This window comes from Olleya sp. KJ81-1 (genome assembly GCF_055808135.1).
Genome location: NZ_CM147854.1, coordinates 2,785,394 through 2,802,673, shown reverse-complemented (window position 1 = coordinate 2,802,673; position 17,280 = coordinate 2,785,394). Strand labels below are relative to the sequence as shown.

At 31.7% G+C, this 17,280-nt stretch carries 20 protein-coding genes and 1 pseudogene; 10 read left to right on the top strand and 11 right to left on the bottom strand.

All coding sequences use genetic code 11. From position 1 onward, the window contains the following. Positions 1 to 34: 34 nt before the first annotated feature. Positions 35 to 1,174, bottom strand: coding sequence for a cystathionine gamma-synthase (locus tag AC0L3M_RS13185; protein ID WP_473431064.1), 1,140 nt, complete (start codon positions 1,172 to 1,174; stop codon positions 35 to 37). 73 nt (positions 1,175 to 1,247) lie between these two features. Between AC0L3M_RS13185 and AC0L3M_RS13180 the strand changes: the two genes are divergently transcribed. Further along, positions 1,248 to 1,991 carry a PdaC/SigV domain-containing protein gene (locus AC0L3M_RS13180; RefSeq protein ID WP_473431063.1) on the top strand — a complete coding sequence of 248 codons (744 nt, stop codon included), beginning with the start codon at positions 1,248 to 1,250 and terminating at the stop codon, positions 1,989 to 1,991. On the opposite strand, the gene AC0L3M_RS13175 is transcribed toward AC0L3M_RS13180, so the two are convergent. Next, positions 1,981 to 2,442: a DinB family protein gene (locus tag AC0L3M_RS13175; RefSeq protein ID WP_473431062.1), complete on the bottom strand. Its 462-nt coding sequence runs from the start codon at positions 2,440 to 2,442 to the stop codon at positions 1,981 to 1,983. The two genes, AC0L3M_RS13180 and AC0L3M_RS13175, sit on opposite strands and share 11 nt — an antisense overlap. Positions 2,443 to 2,530: 88 nt before the next feature. On the opposite strand from AC0L3M_RS13175, the gene AC0L3M_RS13170 reads away from it, so the two are divergent. The 3 genes from AC0L3M_RS13170 (at position 2,531) to AC0L3M_RS13160 (ending at position 4,321) form a co-directional block, all read left to right on the top strand. Further along, positions 2,531 to 3,013 (top strand): OsmC family protein, encoded by a 483-nt coding sequence (locus AC0L3M_RS13170; protein ID WP_473431061.1) that lies wholly within the window; start codon positions 2,531 to 2,533, stop codon positions 3,011 to 3,013. Between the two features lie 65 nt (positions 3,014 to 3,078). Continuing rightward, a complete protein-coding gene (locus AC0L3M_RS13165; protein WP_473431060.1) occupies positions 3,079 to 3,435 on the top strand; it encodes an arsenate reductase family protein in 357 nt (118 codons plus the stop codon). After that, positions 3,425 to 4,321 carry a DMT family transporter gene (locus tag AC0L3M_RS13160; RefSeq protein WP_473431059.1) on the top strand — a complete coding sequence of 299 codons (897 nt, stop codon included), beginning with the start codon at positions 3,425 to 3,427 and terminating at the stop codon, positions 4,319 to 4,321. The genes AC0L3M_RS13165 and AC0L3M_RS13160 overlap by 11 nt, the downstream gene beginning before the upstream one ends. Here the strand turns inward: AC0L3M_RS13160 and AC0L3M_RS13155 are convergent. Further along, the gene (locus tag AC0L3M_RS13155) at positions 4,302 to 4,781 is read right to left on the bottom strand and encodes an acyl-CoA thioesterase (RefSeq protein WP_473431058.1); all 480 of its coding nucleotides are present in this window, start codon (positions 4,779 to 4,781) and stop codon (positions 4,302 to 4,304) included. The genes AC0L3M_RS13160 and AC0L3M_RS13155 overlap by 20 nt on opposite strands. A 117-nt stretch (positions 4,782 to 4,898) precedes the next feature. On the opposite strand from AC0L3M_RS13155, the gene AC0L3M_RS13150 reads away from it, so the two are divergent. The 5 genes and pseudogenes from AC0L3M_RS13150 to AC0L3M_RS13130 all read left to right on the top strand — a co-directional run bounded on the left by AC0L3M_RS13150 (position 4,899) and on the right by AC0L3M_RS13130 (position 8,253). Further along, positions 4,899 to 5,759 carry a YicC/YloC family endoribonuclease gene (locus AC0L3M_RS13150; protein WP_145005505.1) on the top strand — a complete coding sequence of 287 codons (861 nt, stop codon included), beginning with the start codon at positions 4,899 to 4,901 and terminating at the stop codon, positions 5,757 to 5,759. A gap of 86 nt (positions 5,760 to 5,845) precedes the next feature. After that, positions 5,846 to 6,433, top strand: a complete 588-nt coding sequence (gmk, locus tag AC0L3M_RS13145) for a guanylate kinase (RefSeq protein WP_341587209.1) — start codon at positions 5,846 to 5,848, stop codon at positions 6,431 to 6,433. Positions 6,434 to 6,466: 33 nt separating this feature from the next. Continuing rightward, positions 6,467 to 7,044, top strand: a pseudogene (gene nadD, locus AC0L3M_RS13140) (nicotinate (nicotinamide) nucleotide adenylyltransferase). A gap of 65 nt (positions 7,045 to 7,109) precedes the next feature. Continuing rightward, positions 7,110 to 7,433, top strand: a complete 324-nt coding sequence (locus AC0L3M_RS13135) for a hypothetical protein (RefSeq protein WP_473431057.1) — start codon at positions 7,110 to 7,112, stop codon at positions 7,431 to 7,433. Between the two features lie 646 nt (positions 7,434 to 8,079). After that, positions 8,080 to 8,253, top strand: a complete 174-nt coding sequence (locus AC0L3M_RS13130; RefSeq protein WP_473431056.1) for a hypothetical protein — start codon at positions 8,080 to 8,082, stop codon at positions 8,251 to 8,253. Positions 8,254 to 8,311: 58 nt separating this feature from the next. Here AC0L3M_RS13130 and lysM read toward each other — a convergent pair whose 3' ends face one another. Both lysM and AC0L3M_RS13120 read right to left on the bottom strand, forming a co-directional pair. Further along, positions 8,312 to 8,806: a peptidoglycan-binding protein LysM gene (lysM, locus tag AC0L3M_RS13125; protein ID WP_473431055.1), complete on the bottom strand. Its 495-nt coding sequence runs from the start codon at positions 8,804 to 8,806 to the stop codon at positions 8,312 to 8,314. Positions 8,807 to 8,982: 176 nt separating this feature from the next. Beyond that, positions 8,983 to 9,933 (bottom strand): nicotinic acid mononucleotide adenyltransferase, encoded by a 951-nt coding sequence (locus AC0L3M_RS13120; protein ID WP_473431054.1) that lies wholly within the window; start codon positions 9,931 to 9,933, stop codon positions 8,983 to 8,985. Positions 9,934 to 10,064: 131 nt separating this feature from the next. On the opposite strand from AC0L3M_RS13120, the gene AC0L3M_RS13115 reads away from it, so the two are divergent. After that, entirely contained in the window at positions 10,065 to 11,066 is a 1,002-nt protein-coding gene (locus AC0L3M_RS13115; protein ID WP_473431053.1) for an NAD(P)H-dependent glycerol-3-phosphate dehydrogenase, read from the top strand. A gap of 207 nt (positions 11,067 to 11,273) precedes the next feature. Here AC0L3M_RS13115 and AC0L3M_RS13110 read toward each other — a convergent pair whose 3' ends face one another. From AC0L3M_RS13110 to AC0L3M_RS13085, 6 genes are all read right to left on the bottom strand, one after another. After that, positions 11,274 to 11,669 (bottom strand): hypothetical protein, encoded by a 396-nt coding sequence (locus tag AC0L3M_RS13110; RefSeq protein WP_473431052.1) that lies wholly within the window; start codon positions 11,667 to 11,669, stop codon positions 11,274 to 11,276. Positions 11,670 to 11,734: 65 nt separating this feature from the next. Continuing rightward, positions 11,735 to 12,091, bottom strand: a complete 357-nt coding sequence (locus tag AC0L3M_RS13105; protein ID WP_473431051.1) for a DUF6686 family protein — start codon at positions 12,089 to 12,091, stop codon at positions 11,735 to 11,737. Between the two features lie 18 nt (positions 12,092 to 12,109). Next, complete coding sequence (locus AC0L3M_RS13100) at positions 12,110 to 14,302, bottom strand: PepSY domain-containing protein (protein WP_473431050.1); 2,193 nt, start codon at positions 14,300 to 14,302, stop codon at positions 12,110 to 12,112. A gap of 10 nt (positions 14,303 to 14,312) precedes the next feature. Next, on the bottom strand, positions 14,313 to 14,798 hold the full coding sequence (locus tag AC0L3M_RS13095; protein WP_473431049.1) for a DUF2271 domain-containing protein: 486 nt from the start codon (positions 14,796 to 14,798) through the stop codon (positions 14,313 to 14,315). A 6-nt stretch (positions 14,799 to 14,804) separates the two neighbouring features. Further along, a complete protein-coding gene (locus AC0L3M_RS13090; protein ID WP_473431048.1) occupies positions 14,805 to 16,268 on the bottom strand; it encodes an ankyrin repeat domain-containing protein in 1,464 nt (487 codons plus the stop codon). Between the two features lie 12 nt (positions 16,269 to 16,280). Next, the gene (locus AC0L3M_RS13085) at positions 16,281 to 17,189 is read right to left on the bottom strand and encodes a DUF6607 family protein (protein WP_473431047.1); all 909 of its coding nucleotides are present in this window, start codon (positions 17,187 to 17,189) and stop codon (positions 16,281 to 16,283) included. Positions 17,190 to 17,280: the final 91 nt, after the last annotated feature.

The window sequence follows — 17,280 nt, the reverse complement described above, 5'->3', positions numbered from 1 at the left end:
AAACTTGACCGTTTTTATGTTTACAGCCTAGATATCAACCTAAGGCTTGTTGTAAATCATTAATTAAATCTTCAGCATCTTCTATTCCAACACTTAGCCTTATCATACTATCAACAACACCTATTTTTTCGCGTTCTACTTTTGGTATACTAGCATGCGTCATACTTGCTGGATGTCCACACAGTGACTCGACACCACCTAGGGATTCGGCTAGTGTAAATACTTTAAGGTTTTCAACAAATTTAATCGCTTGATCATAGTTATTTCCTTTAGTAACAAAGCTAACCATGCCTCCAAAATCTCTCATTTGTTGTTTAGCAATGGTATGATTTGGATGCGTATCAAATCCTGGCCAATAGACTGTTTCAACTTTAGGATGCGACTTTAAAAATTCGGCTACAGCCTTACCATTTTCACAATGACGCTGCATCCTAACGTGTAATGTTTTAATTCCGCGTAAAGCTAAAAAAGCATCTTGAGGACCACAGATTGCTCCACTAGCATTTTGTATAAAATATAGTTTTTTAGCCAAGTCTTGATCTTTTACTATTAAAGCTCCCATGACCAAATCACTATGTCCACCAAGATATTTAGTTGCAGAATGCATAACAATATCTGCTCCAAGATCCAAAGGTTGCTGCAAATAAGGTGTAGCAAACGTATTATCGACTGCCAATAGTACGTTATGCTTTTTGGAAATTTTTGAAGCTGCAGCAATATCAATAATATTTAACATTGGATTAGTTGGTGTTTCTACCCAAATTAATTTAGTGTTTGCGTTAATGTACTTTTCTATATTAGCAGCATTGTCCATACCAATAAAATGAAATTTAATACCAAAGCCTTCAAAAATTTTGGTAAACAAACGGTAGGTGCCACCATACAAATCGTTAGTAGATATAACTTCGTCTCCAGGTTTTAATAATTTCATAACTGCATCAATAGCTGCCAATCCAGATCCAAATGCTAATCCAAAATTGCCATTTTCCAAACTAGCAAATGCATTTTCTAAAGCCTGCCTTGTTGGGTTATGACTTCTAGAATACTCAAACCCCTTATGACCTCCAGGTGTTGATTGTGCATATGTTGATGTTTGATATATTGGTGGCATTACTGCACCATAAGCTGGATCAGGTTTTTGACCACCATGTATTGTTTTTGTATTAAATTTCATGAAGAAAACTTTTGTTAACAATAAAAATAGTTTTTAATTCGCTGTATTCAAACTAGAACAATATCTTTAGTCTATGTTTAACACTTTATCCAACTCTAAATCGTTACTTATTACTGTAGTTTACTGCTTAATAATGACAACCTCTTGTCAAAAAGACAAGACTATTACTTTTTCTGAAACCCAAATATCCAAAGAAAAAGAAACCTTTGTAGAAATCGTTTTGCCTAAAGCAAATGGTAAAACCAAGACTGCAAAAAACATAAATGCTACACTTAACAATTTTGCTTGTCAGATATTAAATATAGATAGTGCTAAAAGTAAAAAAGAAACTATTGAAGAAAGCATTGCAGCATTTAACGAGGCTTACACTAATTTTAATAAATCATTTTTATCCGATTTTGACAGTAAATTTCCAAGATGGGAAGCTTTAATTGATGGAGAAGTATCTTACCAAAACGAAGCGTTAGTTTGTATATCCATGAATGGAAGTATCAACACAGGAGCTGCAAGTAGCAACTTAAAGTTTAAGTTTTTTAATTTTGATTTAACCAATGGAAAATCATTAACAACAAAAGAGCTTATTAACGATATTGACGCTTTTAAAGCTATTGTCAAAAAGTATTATGACAAGGAGTTAATGACGACTTATACAAGCATAAACAACGACACTAGCGACTTTAAACTACCAGAAACCATTGGCTTTAATGACAACGGAGTAATTATAATTTACGACAATTTTGACTTAGGTCATGTCAACACACAGTTACTAGAGTTTACCATACCTTTTACAGTCATAGATCAATATATTAACTACTAAATATTTTTTTAAGCGCTAGGATATAACCCAAGTGGATCCCTTCATGAAAGCTATTAAATACGATAGCATCTGCTGCACTTTTTAATGTACTTTTTGTAGACACAGTATACTCTTGATAAGATTTAAAGACTCCGTTTTTATAATCTTCCTCAGTTTTTTCAATAGTACTAAATAGTAAATCCTTTATTTCATCAACTTCAGCTTGACTAACCGCTCGTTCTGTTTTTGTTCCTTTTTTGTATGCCTCAACAAGTGCATCACTAACAACCATAGGTAACCCAGAAAACTTATACACTAGCAACTGTTGCGTTACAACAGTATGCGCAATGTTCCAAAAAATATTATTACTATAACCATTTGGGACTTTATTTAATTGCTCTAGCGTAAAAGTCTCTAAAAATTGTTTAAAAATTGCTCTGTTTTTTAGCGTAACATCAAATGTAAAGTCCATAGTTTTTAATTTTTGCACAAGAAAGTAAATTAAAAAAAATAAAACTAATTAGACTTCAATTTTTAACTTTAGTGTATAAACTTAAAACATGAAAACACACAACTATAACACAACCGTTACATGGACAGGTAATCAAGGCAAAGGAACAACTAATTACAAAAGCTATAATCGCAATCACACCATAGCAAACCCTAATAAATCGCACACTATACTAGCAAGCGCAGACCCTACCTTTTTAGGCGATGACACACGTTATAATCCAGAAGAGTTACTACTATCATCTATCTCATCATGCCACATGCTATGGTACTTACACCTGTGTGCAACCAACAATATAATAGTTACAGACTACACAGACCATGCAGAAGGCATAATGCAAGAAAACAAAGATGGAAGTGGTCAATTTACCAGCGTTACGCTACACCCAAAAGTCACAGTTGCAGACGCAAGCATGATTACTAAAGCCAACCAATTACATCATAAAGCCAATACCATGTGCTTTATAGCACGCTCATGTAATTTTCCAATTATACATAACGCTTTCGCGGAAGCTTCGCCTTGCAAGGACTAGTTTTAATAAAAAAATGAAGTAGTTTTTAACAAAAAAAACGACCTTAGCAAAAAATAAAATGTACCATGAAAAAAGTATACTATCTTAAAACTTGCAGTACTTGTTTACGTATTTTAAAAGAGCTTAATCTACCATCAGATTTTGAATTACAAGACATAAAAGCAAACCCTTTAACCGTAAAACAAGTTGAAGATTTAGCAGCATTATCAGGTAGTTACGAAGCCTTATTTAGCAAACGTGCTAAACTATACAAGGAAATGGGACTTAAAGATCAAAACCTAACCGAAAAAGATTACAAACACTACCTACTAGAACACTACACCTTTTTAAGTCGACCAGTTGTACTTATTGATCAGTCTATTTTTATTGGTAATTCTAAAAAAACCACAGCATCGACCAAATTAGTACTTAATGAAAACTAGGTATTGGGCATTATTAGCAGCCTTTATGGTCCAAGTACTTTACGGACTAAACTACACCTTTGCTAAAGACGTTATGGTTGGTGGTTTTATAAAACCATTTGGTTTTATTGTGCTACGTGTTGGTGGCGCAGCAATATTATTCTGGTTATTTAGTAGCTTAGGACCAAAAGAAAAAATAGAACGAAAAGATTTTTTAACTCTAATCTATGCAGCCTTTTTTGGAGTGGCAACAAATATGCTTTTATTTTTTAAAGGATTAGCATTAACCACACCAATACATGCTTCTGTAATAATGATAATAAGTCCTATTATCGTATTATTACTATCTTCATTTTATTTAGAAGAAAAAATTACAAAAATCAAAATATTAGGTGTTCTTTTTGGATTTGCAGGTGCAACAATACTTACAATCTATGGTAAATCCGCGAGTCCAGGTGATAATGTCTTTTTAGGAAATATCATGATATTACTAAATGCTATTTCTTATAGTATATACATTATAATAATTAAAAAACTAACCTATCGCTATCATCCATTTACATTTATAAGATGGTTATTTTTAATAGGCTTTTTTATGGTTTTACCTTTTGGATTTAATGATATTCTAGCCATAAATATAACGACCTTTACACCATACATATGGTTTTCTGTAGTGTTTGTAATAATAGGTGCAACCTTTGGCACTTACCTTCTTAACCCACTGGCATTAAGACACCTAAGAGCCTCTACTGTCACTGTGTTTATATACTTACAACCATTAATTGCTGGTATTTATGCAGTAATAGCAGGTAGTGACGCAGTTACAATAGTTAAACTAACAGCGTCATCGTTAATATTCTTTGGCGTGTATTTGGTAACTAAAAAACCTAAAGTACTAAATCCTTAGGTAAGCGTCCATGCTTACGCATGTCTTCTTTAGTCAATATGGCAAAATCTGCAGTTCTAGGAAATTTATTAGCCATGTCTAATAAGTCTTCAGATAAACCAGTAAGCTTTCTGGTATGTAAATCTATCCAAGCTCCCGAGATTTCGCAAAACGCTAAATTTTGTCCTTTACTATTGTAAAAATTATGGTCAAATTTAAAAAACATACCATCTTCACTTAATCCTGACACCTCTAAACTAACCGTAATTGGCTGTCCTAAAAACGCTTCTTTAAAATAATGAACATGCTCATGGAACACCACAGGACCAATACCAGCTTTACTTAAAGCCATTAAAGAAAATCCATGATCTTGTAAAAAAGCGGTTCTGGTATGCGACATAAAATTAATGTAAGCTGAGTTTGCTAAATGTCTATTAGCATCAATATCACTCCATCTAATTTCAAAATCTTTTTTGTACATAATAATTAACTTTTGTTATTTCAAAATTACAATATTATATTCTGCATGCATAATAAAATTTGGATTTCTTAGGCGTTAACATTTTACTTACCTTTGTAGCAATTAATTAGTGTTTATATGATATATTCAATGACAGGTTATGGTAAATCTGTATTACAATTACCAACAAAAAAAATAACTATCGAGTTAAAATCGCTTAATAGCAAAAACCTAGATTTGAATGCACGTATGCCTTCAATTTACAGAGAGAAAGAGCTAGACTTACGTAAACTAATGGCTAAGCAATTAGAACGTGGTAAGGTAGATTTTTCTATATACGTCGAAACCACTGCAGATGATACCTCAACACAAATTAATGCTCCTGTTGTTAAGCAATATATAGAGCAATTAAAAGCAGTTTATAATGATGGTAATGAGATTGAGTTACTTAAAATGGCTGTGCGTTTTCCTGATGCTTTAAATACTGTTAGAGAAGAAATTGATAACACTGAGTGGAAACAAATTGAAGCCGAAATTAATGTCGCTTTGGATAGCTTAAAAGACTACAGACTTAATGAAGGAAAAGTGTTAGAGCAAGACTTTAACGACCGTATTAAAAACATTGCAGATTTATTACAACAAGTTATTGCAATGGATCCTGATCGTGTTGAAGGGGTTAAAGAACGCCTACGTAAAGGGGTTGAAGAGCTTAAAGAAAAATATGACGAAAACCGTTTTGAACAAGAACTGGTGTATTACATTGAAAAATTTGACATTACTGAAGAGAAAGTACGTCTAGACAACCACCTAAATTACTTTATAGAAAGTATAAACAGTGTAGACTCTAACGGAAAAAAACTAGGTTTTATCGCTCAAGAAATTGGTAGAGAAATCAATACCATTGGATCAAAAAGTAATTACGCACCTATGCAGCAATTAGTTGTGCAAATGAAGGACGAATTAGAAAAAATTAAAGAACAATTACTTAATGTTCTTTAACAGATAAAAAACACAAAAAACAACCACACTAACCACCATTACACGAGTTGTAATAGTAGTGTCCAACATTAAAAATTATTAGCACATTGACTAAAAACACTAAAAAACAAGGTAAACTAATCGTATTTTCAGCTCCTTCGGGATCCGGAAAAACAACCATTGTTAGACATTTACTAAAGCAAGACCATTTAAATTTAGCCTTTTCAATATCTGCAACCTCTAGAGAAAAACGTGGTACTGAAGAGCATGCCAAGGATTACTATTTTTTATCTGCTAAAGATTTTAAACAGCACATAAAAGATGACGATTTTTTAGAGTGGGAAGAGGTATATAGAGATAACTTTTATGGAACTTTAAAAACCGAAGTCGAGCGTATTTGGGCTTTAGGCAAAAATGTGATTTTTGATATTGATGTGTCTGGTGGCTTACGTATAAAACGTAAATTTCCAGAAGAAACCATTGCTATTTTTGTAAAGCCACCAAGTATTGACGAGCTTAAAATACGTTTAAAAAAACGTAAGACAGAAAGTGACGACAAAATTAACATGCGCATCAGTAAAGCCAGTGCAGAACTAGCTACAGCACCTTTATTTGATGTTATTATAGAAAATGATAATCTTGAAAAAGCCCTAAACGAAGCAGAGCATTTAGTTAGCGATTTTATAAATAAATAATTACAACCAGATTATACCAGGATTGACAACGCAATGAAAATAGGCTTATACTTTGGATCTTTTAATCCAATACATATTGGACATTTAATAATTGCTAACCAATTGGTGGAAAATAGCGACTTAGACCAAATCTGGTTTGTGGTAACACCACATAATCCATTTAAGAAAAAAACTCGTTGTTAGATAACCATCATCGTTTAGAAATGGTGTATCTAGCGACTAAAGACTACGATACGCTTAAAGAAAGTGATATCGAGTTTAACTTACCACAACCCAATTATACAGTCAATACATTAGCCTATTTAACAGAGAAATATCCTGAAAAAGAATTCTCGCTAATTATGGGAGAAGACAATTTAAAAAGCTTCCATAAATGGAAAAACTATCAGGTTATTTTAGACCACCACAACATTTATGTCTATCCTAGAATAAGTGATGGTAAAGTAGAAACCCAATTTGATAACCACCCAAAAATACACCATGTTGAGGCTCCAATAATGGAGATATCGTCTACTTTAATACGAAACAGCATCAAAGCTGGTAAAAACATAAAACCGTTACTGCCAGAACATGTTTGGTCTTATTTAGATGAAATGAATTTTTATAGGTAGGATTAAACCTTCAGATTAGTTTCTAATATTTTTACTAAATTGGATGTAGTAACAATCAACACTGTATGTACAAAGAATTTTTCAAGAATTTAGCCGAAAAAGAAAATGGACAATTTTATTTTACAGATGAAAACATATCAATTGGTATGGGAGTCCGCAGTCCTAAAGTTATTTACAAAATAACCTTTACCTATAAAGGCAATCTTTTTACCATAATAAATCAGACAGGAACCAATTATATTGCAACTATACGCTGTCAACTAAATGATACACTTCATCCAATACCTTTTACTGTAAATACCACATCTCATTTAAAAAATCTGTTTTTACAAAAAAAGCAGACTGAATGTTACGACAGAACATTTAAATCTAAAGTACTTCTTAAGTAAAAACAACGCATTAAACATACTGAGTAAAATTGCTAATAAAGAAAAATTTGATCCAAATATAACTTGTCAATATGACAATGTTTGGAGCATTGAAACTAACTATCATCTAGAATTTGATAATTGGACTGACCCAATAGAACCAATTATAGAATTATATAAAAACCTAATTAATCATTTTTAAAAAAGAATGGTATATGAATTCAAATAATATCTATATTAAAATATTAATAATTGTTGGTCTAATAATTGGGATTAACAAATCTATCAATTCATTTATTCAAGTATATAGTTTTAAAAATACTATAAACACAAATGAAGAATGGCGGTTTTATTTTTCTATAGTGGAACTTATATCGTTTTCGCTATTAACAGTAATATTATTAATATTGATTTTGAAAAAAATTCTAAAAATCAAATACTCTAAACTCAAAAAACATGAAAACATTAAAAAAGTTAACACTTTAATATATCATATCATTTATTGCTACTCTTTTTGGTTATGGATTTTTTTGGTTAGTTAATAATCATATGTTAAGAGGTGACTACAAATTTAATTATATACCTATTCTAGTAGTCGTATTTATAACATTTCCATTTTTTATATATTTTAAAACAGAAAAAAAATAAGATAAAACTTGACACAACCATGAAATACATTTTTACAATAGGCTTAATTTATGTGATTTACACTATCTCAGTTAACATCAAACAAAACTTAAAATCAAACAACAAAGTTGTTTGGTTAAATATAGTTGGATTACTAATTATGCTAGCTTATTTTACTAAACATGTTATTAATATTATAAATGACGTTAAGTAAAAAACAAAAAAAAACGCCAACTATTAAGTTGGCGTTTTTTATATAATATATAATGCGTTTAGTCTAAAGCAGGTATACGTAATACTTGTCCAACATAAATTTTATCTGGATCTGTAAGCATAGGTTTATTGGCTTCAAAAATTTCTGGATATTTCATAGCGTTACCATAATAATGCTTCGCTATTTTACCTAAAGTATCTCCACTTACTACAGCATGAAACTGTGCTTCTGGCACCTCAACTTCTGCTACAGCTACTGTCATCTGGTCGTCTACAGTTGCAATACCATCACTATTACCAACTAATAATACTACTTTTTCTTTGGTTGCTTGATCTGCTGCTACTCCAGTAATGGTTGCTGCATCATCATCTATAAAGATACTTAAACTCTCTACTTGTAAATCTAAATCGCTTGCTGTTTCTTCTAATTTTCTAGCAGCTAATGTTTCCATTTTAACCTCTGCTGCTTCGGCTGCTGCAGCTTCTTCTTTATCAGTTTTTCCTATTCCAAAAACTTTAGCTCCTGCATTTTTAATAAATGAAAATAATCCCATAATTATGATTGTTGTTTAGTGTTATTTAATATTTATAAAGTTAAAAAATTAGTTGTCTAACTGCAACTTATGTTAACAACTCTTATGCCAAGTCTTTGTTAAAGTATACAATAAAAAACCGCTTAAAGACTTGCTCTAAGCGGTTTTTAAACTAACTAAATGACTAATTCAATATATTAAGCTCTAGAGTTTTCTCTAGGATTATCTTGTTTTTTAGTGTGTTGTACACGTTTTTTAAGACCAGAAGTTTTAGCTCTATTAAGTTCTGTACCAACCTTTAAATATTGGATATATCCTCTACCAGTAAACTCGTAAACGGTTCCAGAACTTGGATGGAATAACTCTATACGTTGATCATTGATAATACTTAACTCAAACTGTTCATTATCAAAATAATCATAATCTAATACTAATGACTTTAAGTACATGTTTCCGCTAAAGTTTCCTACGTTATAAAATCCTGAGTAATCCCAATATAAATTGTTTGGATTAATTCCGTTAGGATCCTGACTGCTTCTAAACGTGTTATCGTTTCCGCCTGATAAAAATTGTAAATAATTTTCGTTATCAAACTCATTTAAAGCACCATAGTTACTTGTGTATGTTTTTTCCCAAGCTTCATATTCTTGTAAAAAGTATTGTAGGTTGTCGTAAAACACATAATCATAATCAAAAGTGCTACGTTGGTAACCATGTAAAAAGTATGAGGTGTCTGTAAACGGGTTGTACAACTCAATAGTATTATTATCTATTTGATACACATCAAAGCTATCGTAACCATCAATATCATGGTCTACGTCTAATATCATGTTGTAAGCATTATAATTTCCAATTGGAATACCAAAACCGTTACCTTGACTACCAATACCAACTAAATTATTATTAGCGTACAGCGTACCGTTTCTAAAAGAAATGGTGAATGCTATCTGTAAAAAAGGAGACTCGCTATAACCTATAGTTTCATCCACTGCAACGTACCATAACTCATGCGAGTTAAGCACTTGGTTAATACTAACTGGTACTGGCTCATTATAACCATTATAGTCGTCTACAATAACCTCGCTATAACAAGAGGTAAATAATATTGCTATTAAAGCAAAACCTGAAAGTAGTTTTATTGTCTTCATAATGTGTCGTTTTAAGGATTGATAATAGACTATTTTCAAAAGGCGTGCCAAAAATGATAATGGTTTGTTAAATAGATAAAATTAAAGAAGTAAAATTTTATGTATTTTTGATATAGAATTTAATCCCTTATATGAGTCAACAATTAAAATACGCTGTTTTTGGATCCGGAAGTTGGGCTACTGCAATTGTAAAAATGCTGTGCGAAAACCTGGAAGAAGTAGGATGGTACATGCGTAGCGTTTATACTAAAGAGCATTTATTAAAAGAACAACATAACCCAAGTTACTTAAGTTCTGTCGAGTTCCATTTGGAACAACTTAAACTAAGTAATGATATTAACGAAATGGCTGCCTATGCAGATGTACTAATATTTGTAGTACCATCCGCTTTTATACATTCTGAGTTACAAAAACTTACCGTAGACATTACCAACAAAACCGTAGTCTCTGCAGTAAAAGGTATTATACCAGAAACCGGAAAACTATTAGGCGAGCATTTTCATGATAACTACAACATACCCTTTGAAAACATAGGTGTCATTGCAGGACCTTGTCACGCAGAAGAAGTCGCTTTAGAGCGTTTATCTTACCTAACCATATCTTGTGCAGACCAGAAAAAAGCACAACAAATTGCAGATGTATTATCCAGCGATTATATAAAAACTAAAACCAGCGACGATGTTATTGGTACAGAATACGCAGTAATGCTTAAAAACATTTACGCAATTGCAGCAGGTATAGCACACGGTTTAGGTTATGGAGACAACTTCCAAAGTGTATTAATGAGCAACGCGATACGCGAAATGAAACGCTTTATCAAGAAAATGCATAAAATGAAACGTAACATAAACAACTCGGCTTACTTAGGCGATTTATTAGTTACAGGCTACTCCACGTTTTCTAGAAACCGCATGTTTGGAAACATGATTGGTAAAGGCTACACTGTAAAATCTGCACAAATGGAAATGAGTATGGTAGCAGAAGGTTACTATGCCACAAAAAGTGCCCATTTACTTAACGAGAAAAACAAAAAGAAAACACGCTTACCCATTGTAGATGCAGTATACGCTGTATTATACGAAGGTAAGGACGCCAAAAAAGTGTTTCAAAAACTAACCGATAAATTAGATTAAAAAAAGTCCCTTTGCATTAAACAAAGGGACTTTTTAATTTAAACCATTTTTATTTTGGGCGTTACCCAAGGGTCGCGCTTTACGTTACAATCTTTTTAATCGTGCCTCATAAAAAGGATTTCCGCTACAATCGCTAACGCAAGTATCAGCCAAGTTAAAGACTAATCACAATTTGTTTTAAACCGTATTATGTAATCTTTTATATTTTTATTTAACTAAAACACCACGTGCTTCCATTAAGGGTATTGGTTGTAAAGCCTTTAAATTAATTGTGTTTTTTCTAAAAGTATACGTTTTGTCAAACATAGTATTACCTTCAAAAAAGGTAACCTTAAATTGATTATTTAAAGCAAATAAATCCTCCTGCATCAACTCGATTTTAGCGTAGCTTTTTTTAGGTAGCTTGTCTAGTTTTTTTCTAAAAACAGAAGTCATTTTATCCTCCGAAAAACCACTAGTTACAATCAATACCATGTCTAAATCAACCGCTTTATCATTTATAATATAAGCGTTCCAGTCTTGTGTTTTGTATATGTCATTATACTCGTTAACAATAGCAACATATACGTTTTCAACAACTGGTATTTGGATATCCTTTTTCATGACTTAAAAAACTCTAAAATAGTATTAAGCTGCAAATTTAAGATAATAATAAATTTTAAGCTATTCTAGTTAACAATATAAGTGTAATCTATATCGTCTACATTAAGTAATCTATCAAAAACTGCTTTGTTTTTATCACTAACCAGTACTTTAAGCTCTTTAATTTCTTGCCTATCAAACATTAACACTAAATTGTCTTGCAAGGTTGGGATTGGTATTTTACGCTTAACATTTGCACAAGCATATTTATGTTCCCAATAGTCTGCTTCAACAAATAAAATGTAGGCTTTAAATTGCTCAAATTGTTCTGGCGTAAACTCAAAATAAATATTATTAAACTCAAAATGAAACTGCTTGCATCCTTTACAGTAGTTTAATGCGCCTTGTGAGGTTTTTGAAATAGCTTCTATATTAGTGCACATAATTTAAGTTTTACAAGATTAATAACAATCGGTTTTTACCACCTTATTATCTAAATAATAGCTAATAGGTTGTTGCAATTTAGTTATGGATATATGGTTTAAAACCTCCAAAACATGGTTTTGCATTGCTACAGAACCACAAATCATAATAACGCCATCGTCTTTTAAAACTTGCGTAATTATCGCTTGGTTTTTAGCCACAATATCTTGCACATAAATTTTCTCCTTTTGTGATTGAGAAAAAGCGACATTAAAACTGCTTAACGTATTATTTTGTAATCCACTATCTATATATTTTTGATATAAACTTAAAGATTGCTTGGTACGTCCACCCCAAAATAAATGTTTTTCAGTTTGTGGATTCGTGTTTATCATTCCTAAAAAAGGACCAATTCCTGTTCCGTTTGCAATTAAGACTGCACGTTTAGTTTTATTTGGAAGGTTAAACGTAGGATTAGGTTTTATTACAGCATTAACCAAGTCCTTTTTTTCTAAACTATTAAAGTAAGTAGAACACACACCAAACTCGTGTTTTTTGACACTTATAACAATTTGATTATCTATTTTACCTATAGAGTAAAGCCTTTCTACACCATCTTGTTTTGGATACACAGCTAACAAATCACCAGATTTAAAACCGCTTTTTTTATTAGGCTCTAGCTGCAGTAAAAAAGTGTTATCTACATTTAATGTCGACTTATTTACCACATTAAAAACTTGCTGATTTTTTAATTTTAAAACTTGAGTATCAAGTATTACATTAACTTTAAAGTCTACCACTGTATTCCATTGTTGCAACCAATCTTTAAAAGCAGATTGTGATTGATTATGGATTTTATGTAGCTGTAAGTTAGGTGTAAAATTGGGATGTATTTGTAAACTAGCATCCACCATTTGGGCATACTTACAATACGCTTTGTACTTTAAAGACCCAAAACCAACAACTGCATATTTTATAGTCTGCTCTTGTGGTACGCTTTTTAAAAGTGAAACAAAATTTTTAGCGTTTATAGGAGCTTCTCCTTCGCCATAGGTGGAAGTAAACACAACAAGCTGCTTGGCGTTTTTATACGTAGAATAACTGTTTAAATCTGATATGTAAACCGTTTTACCACTAGCTATTACTCCCTTATAAAACGCTGTAGCTAAAGCATAAGATTGTCCTGTTTCTGAGCCTACAAGAATAATAACCTCAGCTTTATCCTTAGTAAATTTATTTTTAGGTAATGCTTTGTTTTTTCTTCTTTCAATAGTCATTTTAAATCCAGAATAGATAAAAAATAAAATATTAAGACAAGCAATCAATAATACTATTGACCAAACTGTACTACCCTTACCTGTATGCCATGTTAGACTTAGGTTAGATAAAAATGTAACCATTGGATAGTCCACCTGACTTAAAACTTGCCCAGAATATTGATGGACCAAGACTTCTTTATCTTTTAATTTTAAGGTGTAATAGTCTTCTTCATCTTCGGAAAACGGGAACTCTAAATTAACAACTTCAGTTAATCGTGTGGTATTAAAAATATTTATATCAGGCTGCTTTTCAGCGAAAGCTGTAGTTTGAAAATCAATAGTATGCTTTTGCTTTTTTTCTGAAATTAAATCAAATTTAAGCAGTGACAAATACACACCAGTTAACGTGATAATTATAATAGGAATTAAGGATAATCGTCCTAAAACCACATGCCAATATTGCGAAAAATTCTCGTTAACCACTTTTGCAAAAAAGCGCTTAATTCCGCTTTGACGTTTAATAATTAAAATAGAACCTGTAACTGCTATTAACAATAGTAAAAACGAACCTAAACCCACAAAAAAGCGTCCTATTCCTTTTAAAAATAACGAACGATGTAAATTTGTAGTAAATTTAAAAAAGGCTGAAATCTCTGGTTTTTCGCCTAAAAAAGCAGCGGATTTTGGATTAAAATAACCATTTAACGAAGTACCATCTGCGGTAATTACAGAAGCAGACACAAACTGATTTGCATCTACTTCTATATTAATAATTTCGGGATATTTATCCTTAAACGTTGTTATCGTTTGGTCTACATCCAACTGATTAACACTTTCTGTTTTAAAGGGTTGCATCTGCTCTGATATTGGCTGAAAAGCAAGTATAATACCAGTTATTGTTGCCAGAAAAACAAATACAAATGAGGCTATAGCTAGTGTAAGGTGACTATATCTCCAAATAGAAAGGGTCATAAATATGGGATTAATTTGGCATTAAACGTACGTAACGTATAAATCCTGAGCCTTCTGTTTTACTTTTTACACTCTCTGAGGTTAGCAAAAACTGGACATCTTTTGTGTAATATTCTTGATCCTCTACTGCTGACTCAAAACGTATACTGTAACCAGCATCTATTTTAGAATCTTCGATTTGAATAACGCTTATGGCACGTTCTCCTCCAGAAATTGTAGCTCCTGTTAAGGCATCAATATCTGCTCTAACTTTACCTTGAAACTTCCACCATTCTGTGATGTCGTTATACCACTCTTCATCATCTCCTTGGACATATAAGGTTTTTTCATAGTGTCCATCTGGATTAATTAACGAGATGACTACGTATGCACCTTCACCAACATAATTGGTCATTTGTACCATGCATTTGTACTTTGTGCTTGTATTTATTGTTGTAAAAGAAAGCAAGGCTATACTAAGTATAGCAATGCTAAAAATTAGTTTTATTTTTTTCATTATATCTTATTTTAAAAAGTCTAGCGCTACTTTTTTATTCTTTAAAATTTCGTTTTCTGATGCTAAATCAAATGCAGTTTCGTCAAAACCTGTTGTCGCTTTTTTATTTGCTCCAATAGCTATTAAATACTTTAAAATAATAGTATCCCTAGCCTTCATTGCTGCTAAGTGTAAAGGTGTGTACCCTTGGTTATTTGCTGTATTTACATCGATACCAAATTGATTAATTTGTTTTAAAAATTCGACATTATTTTTGTCTAAAGCTAAATGGAATAATGTGTTACCATTTTTTTGAGGCGTTGTAAACTCAAACCCTTTACTTTCTAAAAGCTGTAATTTAGTGGTGAAATCTTTTTCTTTACTTGGGTTAAAAGATTGGATTAAATAATAAGCTAAATTATTTCCGTAAGTATCAACAAGATCTGTTTTTGCATCATTAGACAGTACTAATTTAACCACGTCTGCAGTATTGTTTTGGATGGCTAACATTAAAGCTGTTTCTCCTTTTTTATTAGCGTAATCAATATCCTTAACTTGTTTTAAAAGCATCGATATTACTTCGATATTATTTTGACTAACTGCATTTAAAAAAGGTGTATTTCCGCTTTTATCGGTAGCGTTTACATTATTTCCTTTTTCAATAAAATAATTTAAAACCTCTAAATCTTTACTTCTTGCTGCTACATTATGTAAAGGTGATACATCATCTGGAGAATTAGTATTTGGGTTTAAACCAATACTTTCTAAATAACTATAAACAGGTAATCCGTTGGTTTTACCTCTAGTCCCTTGACTTGCAAAAATAAAGGCTTGATCTGTACCTTTTAATCCTTTTTCCATTAAGCCTTTTAGCAATTCTACATCACCTGTTTTAGCAACATAATTAAAAATTCCGTTACCATTATTATCTACGCTTTTTAGACTTAAGCCCTTAGACACAAAGTAGTTAGTTAATGTAATATTGGTTGGAGCTGCTAATAGTAAAGCATTAGCTCCATTATGGTCTAAATCTTTTTTTAAGTTTGCGCCATTTGCCAAACAAAGCTCATATACTTTGATGTTTGTTTGACCTGCATTAGCAGCAAAATTTAAAGGCGTATAACCATGGTCGTCCAAAATATCTGTTTTAGCACCTTTGCTAATAAAGTATTCCATTATAACATCATTACCTATATAAGCAGCCCAAAAGATATAGGTACGACCATCGTGCGTTAATTTATTAACATCGTTACCATCTAATGATTGTATGTATTTAATAACATCGTTTGGTGCAGATTGCAGGATAGCATAGACAACTGGGTCAAAATTATTGTCGTTTAATTCGGCTGGATTATTACCCTCTGCTATTTTAGATTTAACGTCTTGGATGGTTACTGATGGTCCCCAAAAACCTCTACCTAAAAAAACATTGTCTTGCGCATTAACTGCGATACTAATTAATAGTAGGCAAACTGTAATTACTTTTTTCATTTATACTTTATTTTACTTTATTATAAAACTTTCGATTATTGGATTTATTTGTTCTGATGTAGAGTAGTTTTCGTCATCAAACAAATATTTATATAATACTTTATTATCTACCTTAGCTTGTAAAGCTAGATCTTGATGTCTTGCAAAAACAGATTCCCATTTTGTACGGACTTTAGACCATTTTATCTGATTAGTTTTCCACCAATCTTGAGCAGCTTGACATTTACTATCCTCAACTTTTACGTACGTATTATAACCTTTTTCTTTAGCTAATATCACGTCCTCTTTTCCGTCTTCTCTTAGCACTTTTTCATTGTCTTGGTCGTGTACCCAACCTGTATCTGTTGTTTGATGTCTATTCCCTCTTAAAGTAATATTATAATCATTTCTTTTAGTGTACTCTCTTCTTGGCAAAGGTGCTGTTGTAATGTTTTCCCAAAAACTTTTACCATCTACATGAACCCAAGTTGCAGAGCCTTCATAACGTGGACTATCATCTACCTGATATACTTTTTGTGACCATTGATTTTTAACTTCTTTTTTAGGCTTAGACACAAAGGTCCATTTATTGTCGCCATTGTATATATAAAAATCTGTGTTTTCAAATAACCAATCTTGTCTCCAGTGCTTTACAACATATGGAGACTCAGGACTACCAACTTGTAATAAATGCTGAATCACAATTTTATTGTCGCTATCCTCTACTAATTGTGCCCACTCTAAACCTTTATCAACTTTAGTTTCTGATGACTTGTATAATGAATCTTGACTATAGTTAAAAGTCTCTGCAAAATTAAAGGTGACTTCATAACAACCACACATATTTTTAATAGCATCTTGGTCTTGCTTTTTTTTGTTTTGTGCATTAATTGTGGCTGTAAAGGTCAAAAATAATAGTGATAAAGTTGTTAAAGTTTTCATATTTAATGGGTTGTTTTTTTATTTGAAAATATATTGTTCTTATTTAGACTGAATTAAAATAACGTTTATATTTGCAGCAAATTTAATCAAG

What these genes read in the sequence shown, in the direction of transcription:
- lysM (WP_473431055.1), bottom strand. Translation starts at nt 8,806, where the DNA reads ATGGGATTATTTTCATTTATTAAAAATGCAGGAGCTAAAGTTTTTGGA.
- AC0L3M_RS13130 (WP_473431056.1), top strand. Translation starts at nt 8,080, where the DNA reads ATGAAATACATTTTTACAATAGGCTTAATTTATGTGATTTACACTATC.
- AC0L3M_RS13155 (WP_473431058.1), bottom strand. Translation starts at nt 4,781, where the DNA reads ATGTACAAAAAAGATTTTGAAATTAGATGGAGTGATATTGATGCTAAT.
- AC0L3M_RS13170 (WP_473431061.1), top strand. Translation starts at nt 2,531, where the DNA reads ATGAAAACACACAACTATAACACAACCGTTACATGGACAGGTAATCAA.
- AC0L3M_RS13150 (WP_145005505.1), top strand. Translation starts at nt 4,899, where the DNA reads ATGATATATTCAATGACAGGTTATGGTAAATCTGTATTACAATTACCA.
- AC0L3M_RS13090 (WP_473431048.1), bottom strand. Translation starts at nt 16,268, where the DNA reads ATGAAAAAAGTAATTACAGTTTGCCTACTATTAATTAGTATCGCAGTT.
- AC0L3M_RS13180 (WP_473431063.1), top strand. Translation starts at nt 1,248, where the DNA reads ATGTTTAACACTTTATCCAACTCTAAATCGTTACTTATTACTGTAGTT.
- AC0L3M_RS13160 (WP_473431059.1), top strand. Translation starts at nt 3,425, where the DNA reads ATGAAAACTAGGTATTGGGCATTATTAGCAGCCTTTATGGTCCAAGTA.
- AC0L3M_RS13105 (WP_473431051.1), bottom strand. Translation starts at nt 12,091, where the DNA reads ATGTGCACTAATATAGAAGCTATTTCAAAAACCTCACAAGGCGCATTA.
- AC0L3M_RS13095 (WP_473431049.1), bottom strand. Translation starts at nt 14,798, where the DNA reads ATGAAAAAAATAAAACTAATTTTTAGCATTGCTATACTTAGTATAGCC.
- AC0L3M_RS13115 (WP_473431053.1), top strand. Translation starts at nt 10,065, where the DNA reads ATGAGTCAACAATTAAAATACGCTGTTTTTGGATCCGGAAGTTGGGCT.
- AC0L3M_RS13175 (WP_473431062.1), bottom strand. Translation starts at nt 2,442, where the DNA reads ATGGACTTTACATTTGATGTTACGCTAAAAAACAGAGCAATTTTTAAA.
- AC0L3M_RS13135 (WP_473431057.1), top strand. Translation starts at nt 7,110, where the DNA reads ATGTACAAAGAATTTTTCAAGAATTTAGCCGAAAAAGAAAATGGACAA.
- AC0L3M_RS13110 (WP_473431052.1), bottom strand. Translation starts at nt 11,669, where the DNA reads ATGAAAAAGGATATCCAAATACCAGTTGTTGAAAACGTATATGTTGCT.
- AC0L3M_RS13120 (WP_473431054.1), bottom strand. Translation starts at nt 9,933, where the DNA reads ATGAAGACAATAAAACTACTTTCAGGTTTTGCTTTAATAGCAATATTA.
- AC0L3M_RS13165 (WP_473431060.1), top strand. Translation starts at nt 3,079, where the DNA reads ATGAAAAAAGTATACTATCTTAAAACTTGCAGTACTTGTTTACGTATT.
- AC0L3M_RS13100 (WP_473431050.1), bottom strand. Translation starts at nt 14,302, where the DNA reads ATGACCCTTTCTATTTGGAGATATAGTCACCTTACACTAGCTATAGCC.
- AC0L3M_RS13085 (WP_473431047.1), bottom strand. Translation starts at nt 17,189, where the DNA reads ATGAAAACTTTAACAACTTTATCACTATTATTTTTGACCTTTACAGCC.
- AC0L3M_RS13185 (WP_473431064.1), bottom strand. Translation starts at nt 1,174, where the DNA reads ATGAAATTTAATACAAAAACAATACATGGTGGTCAAAAACCTGATCCA.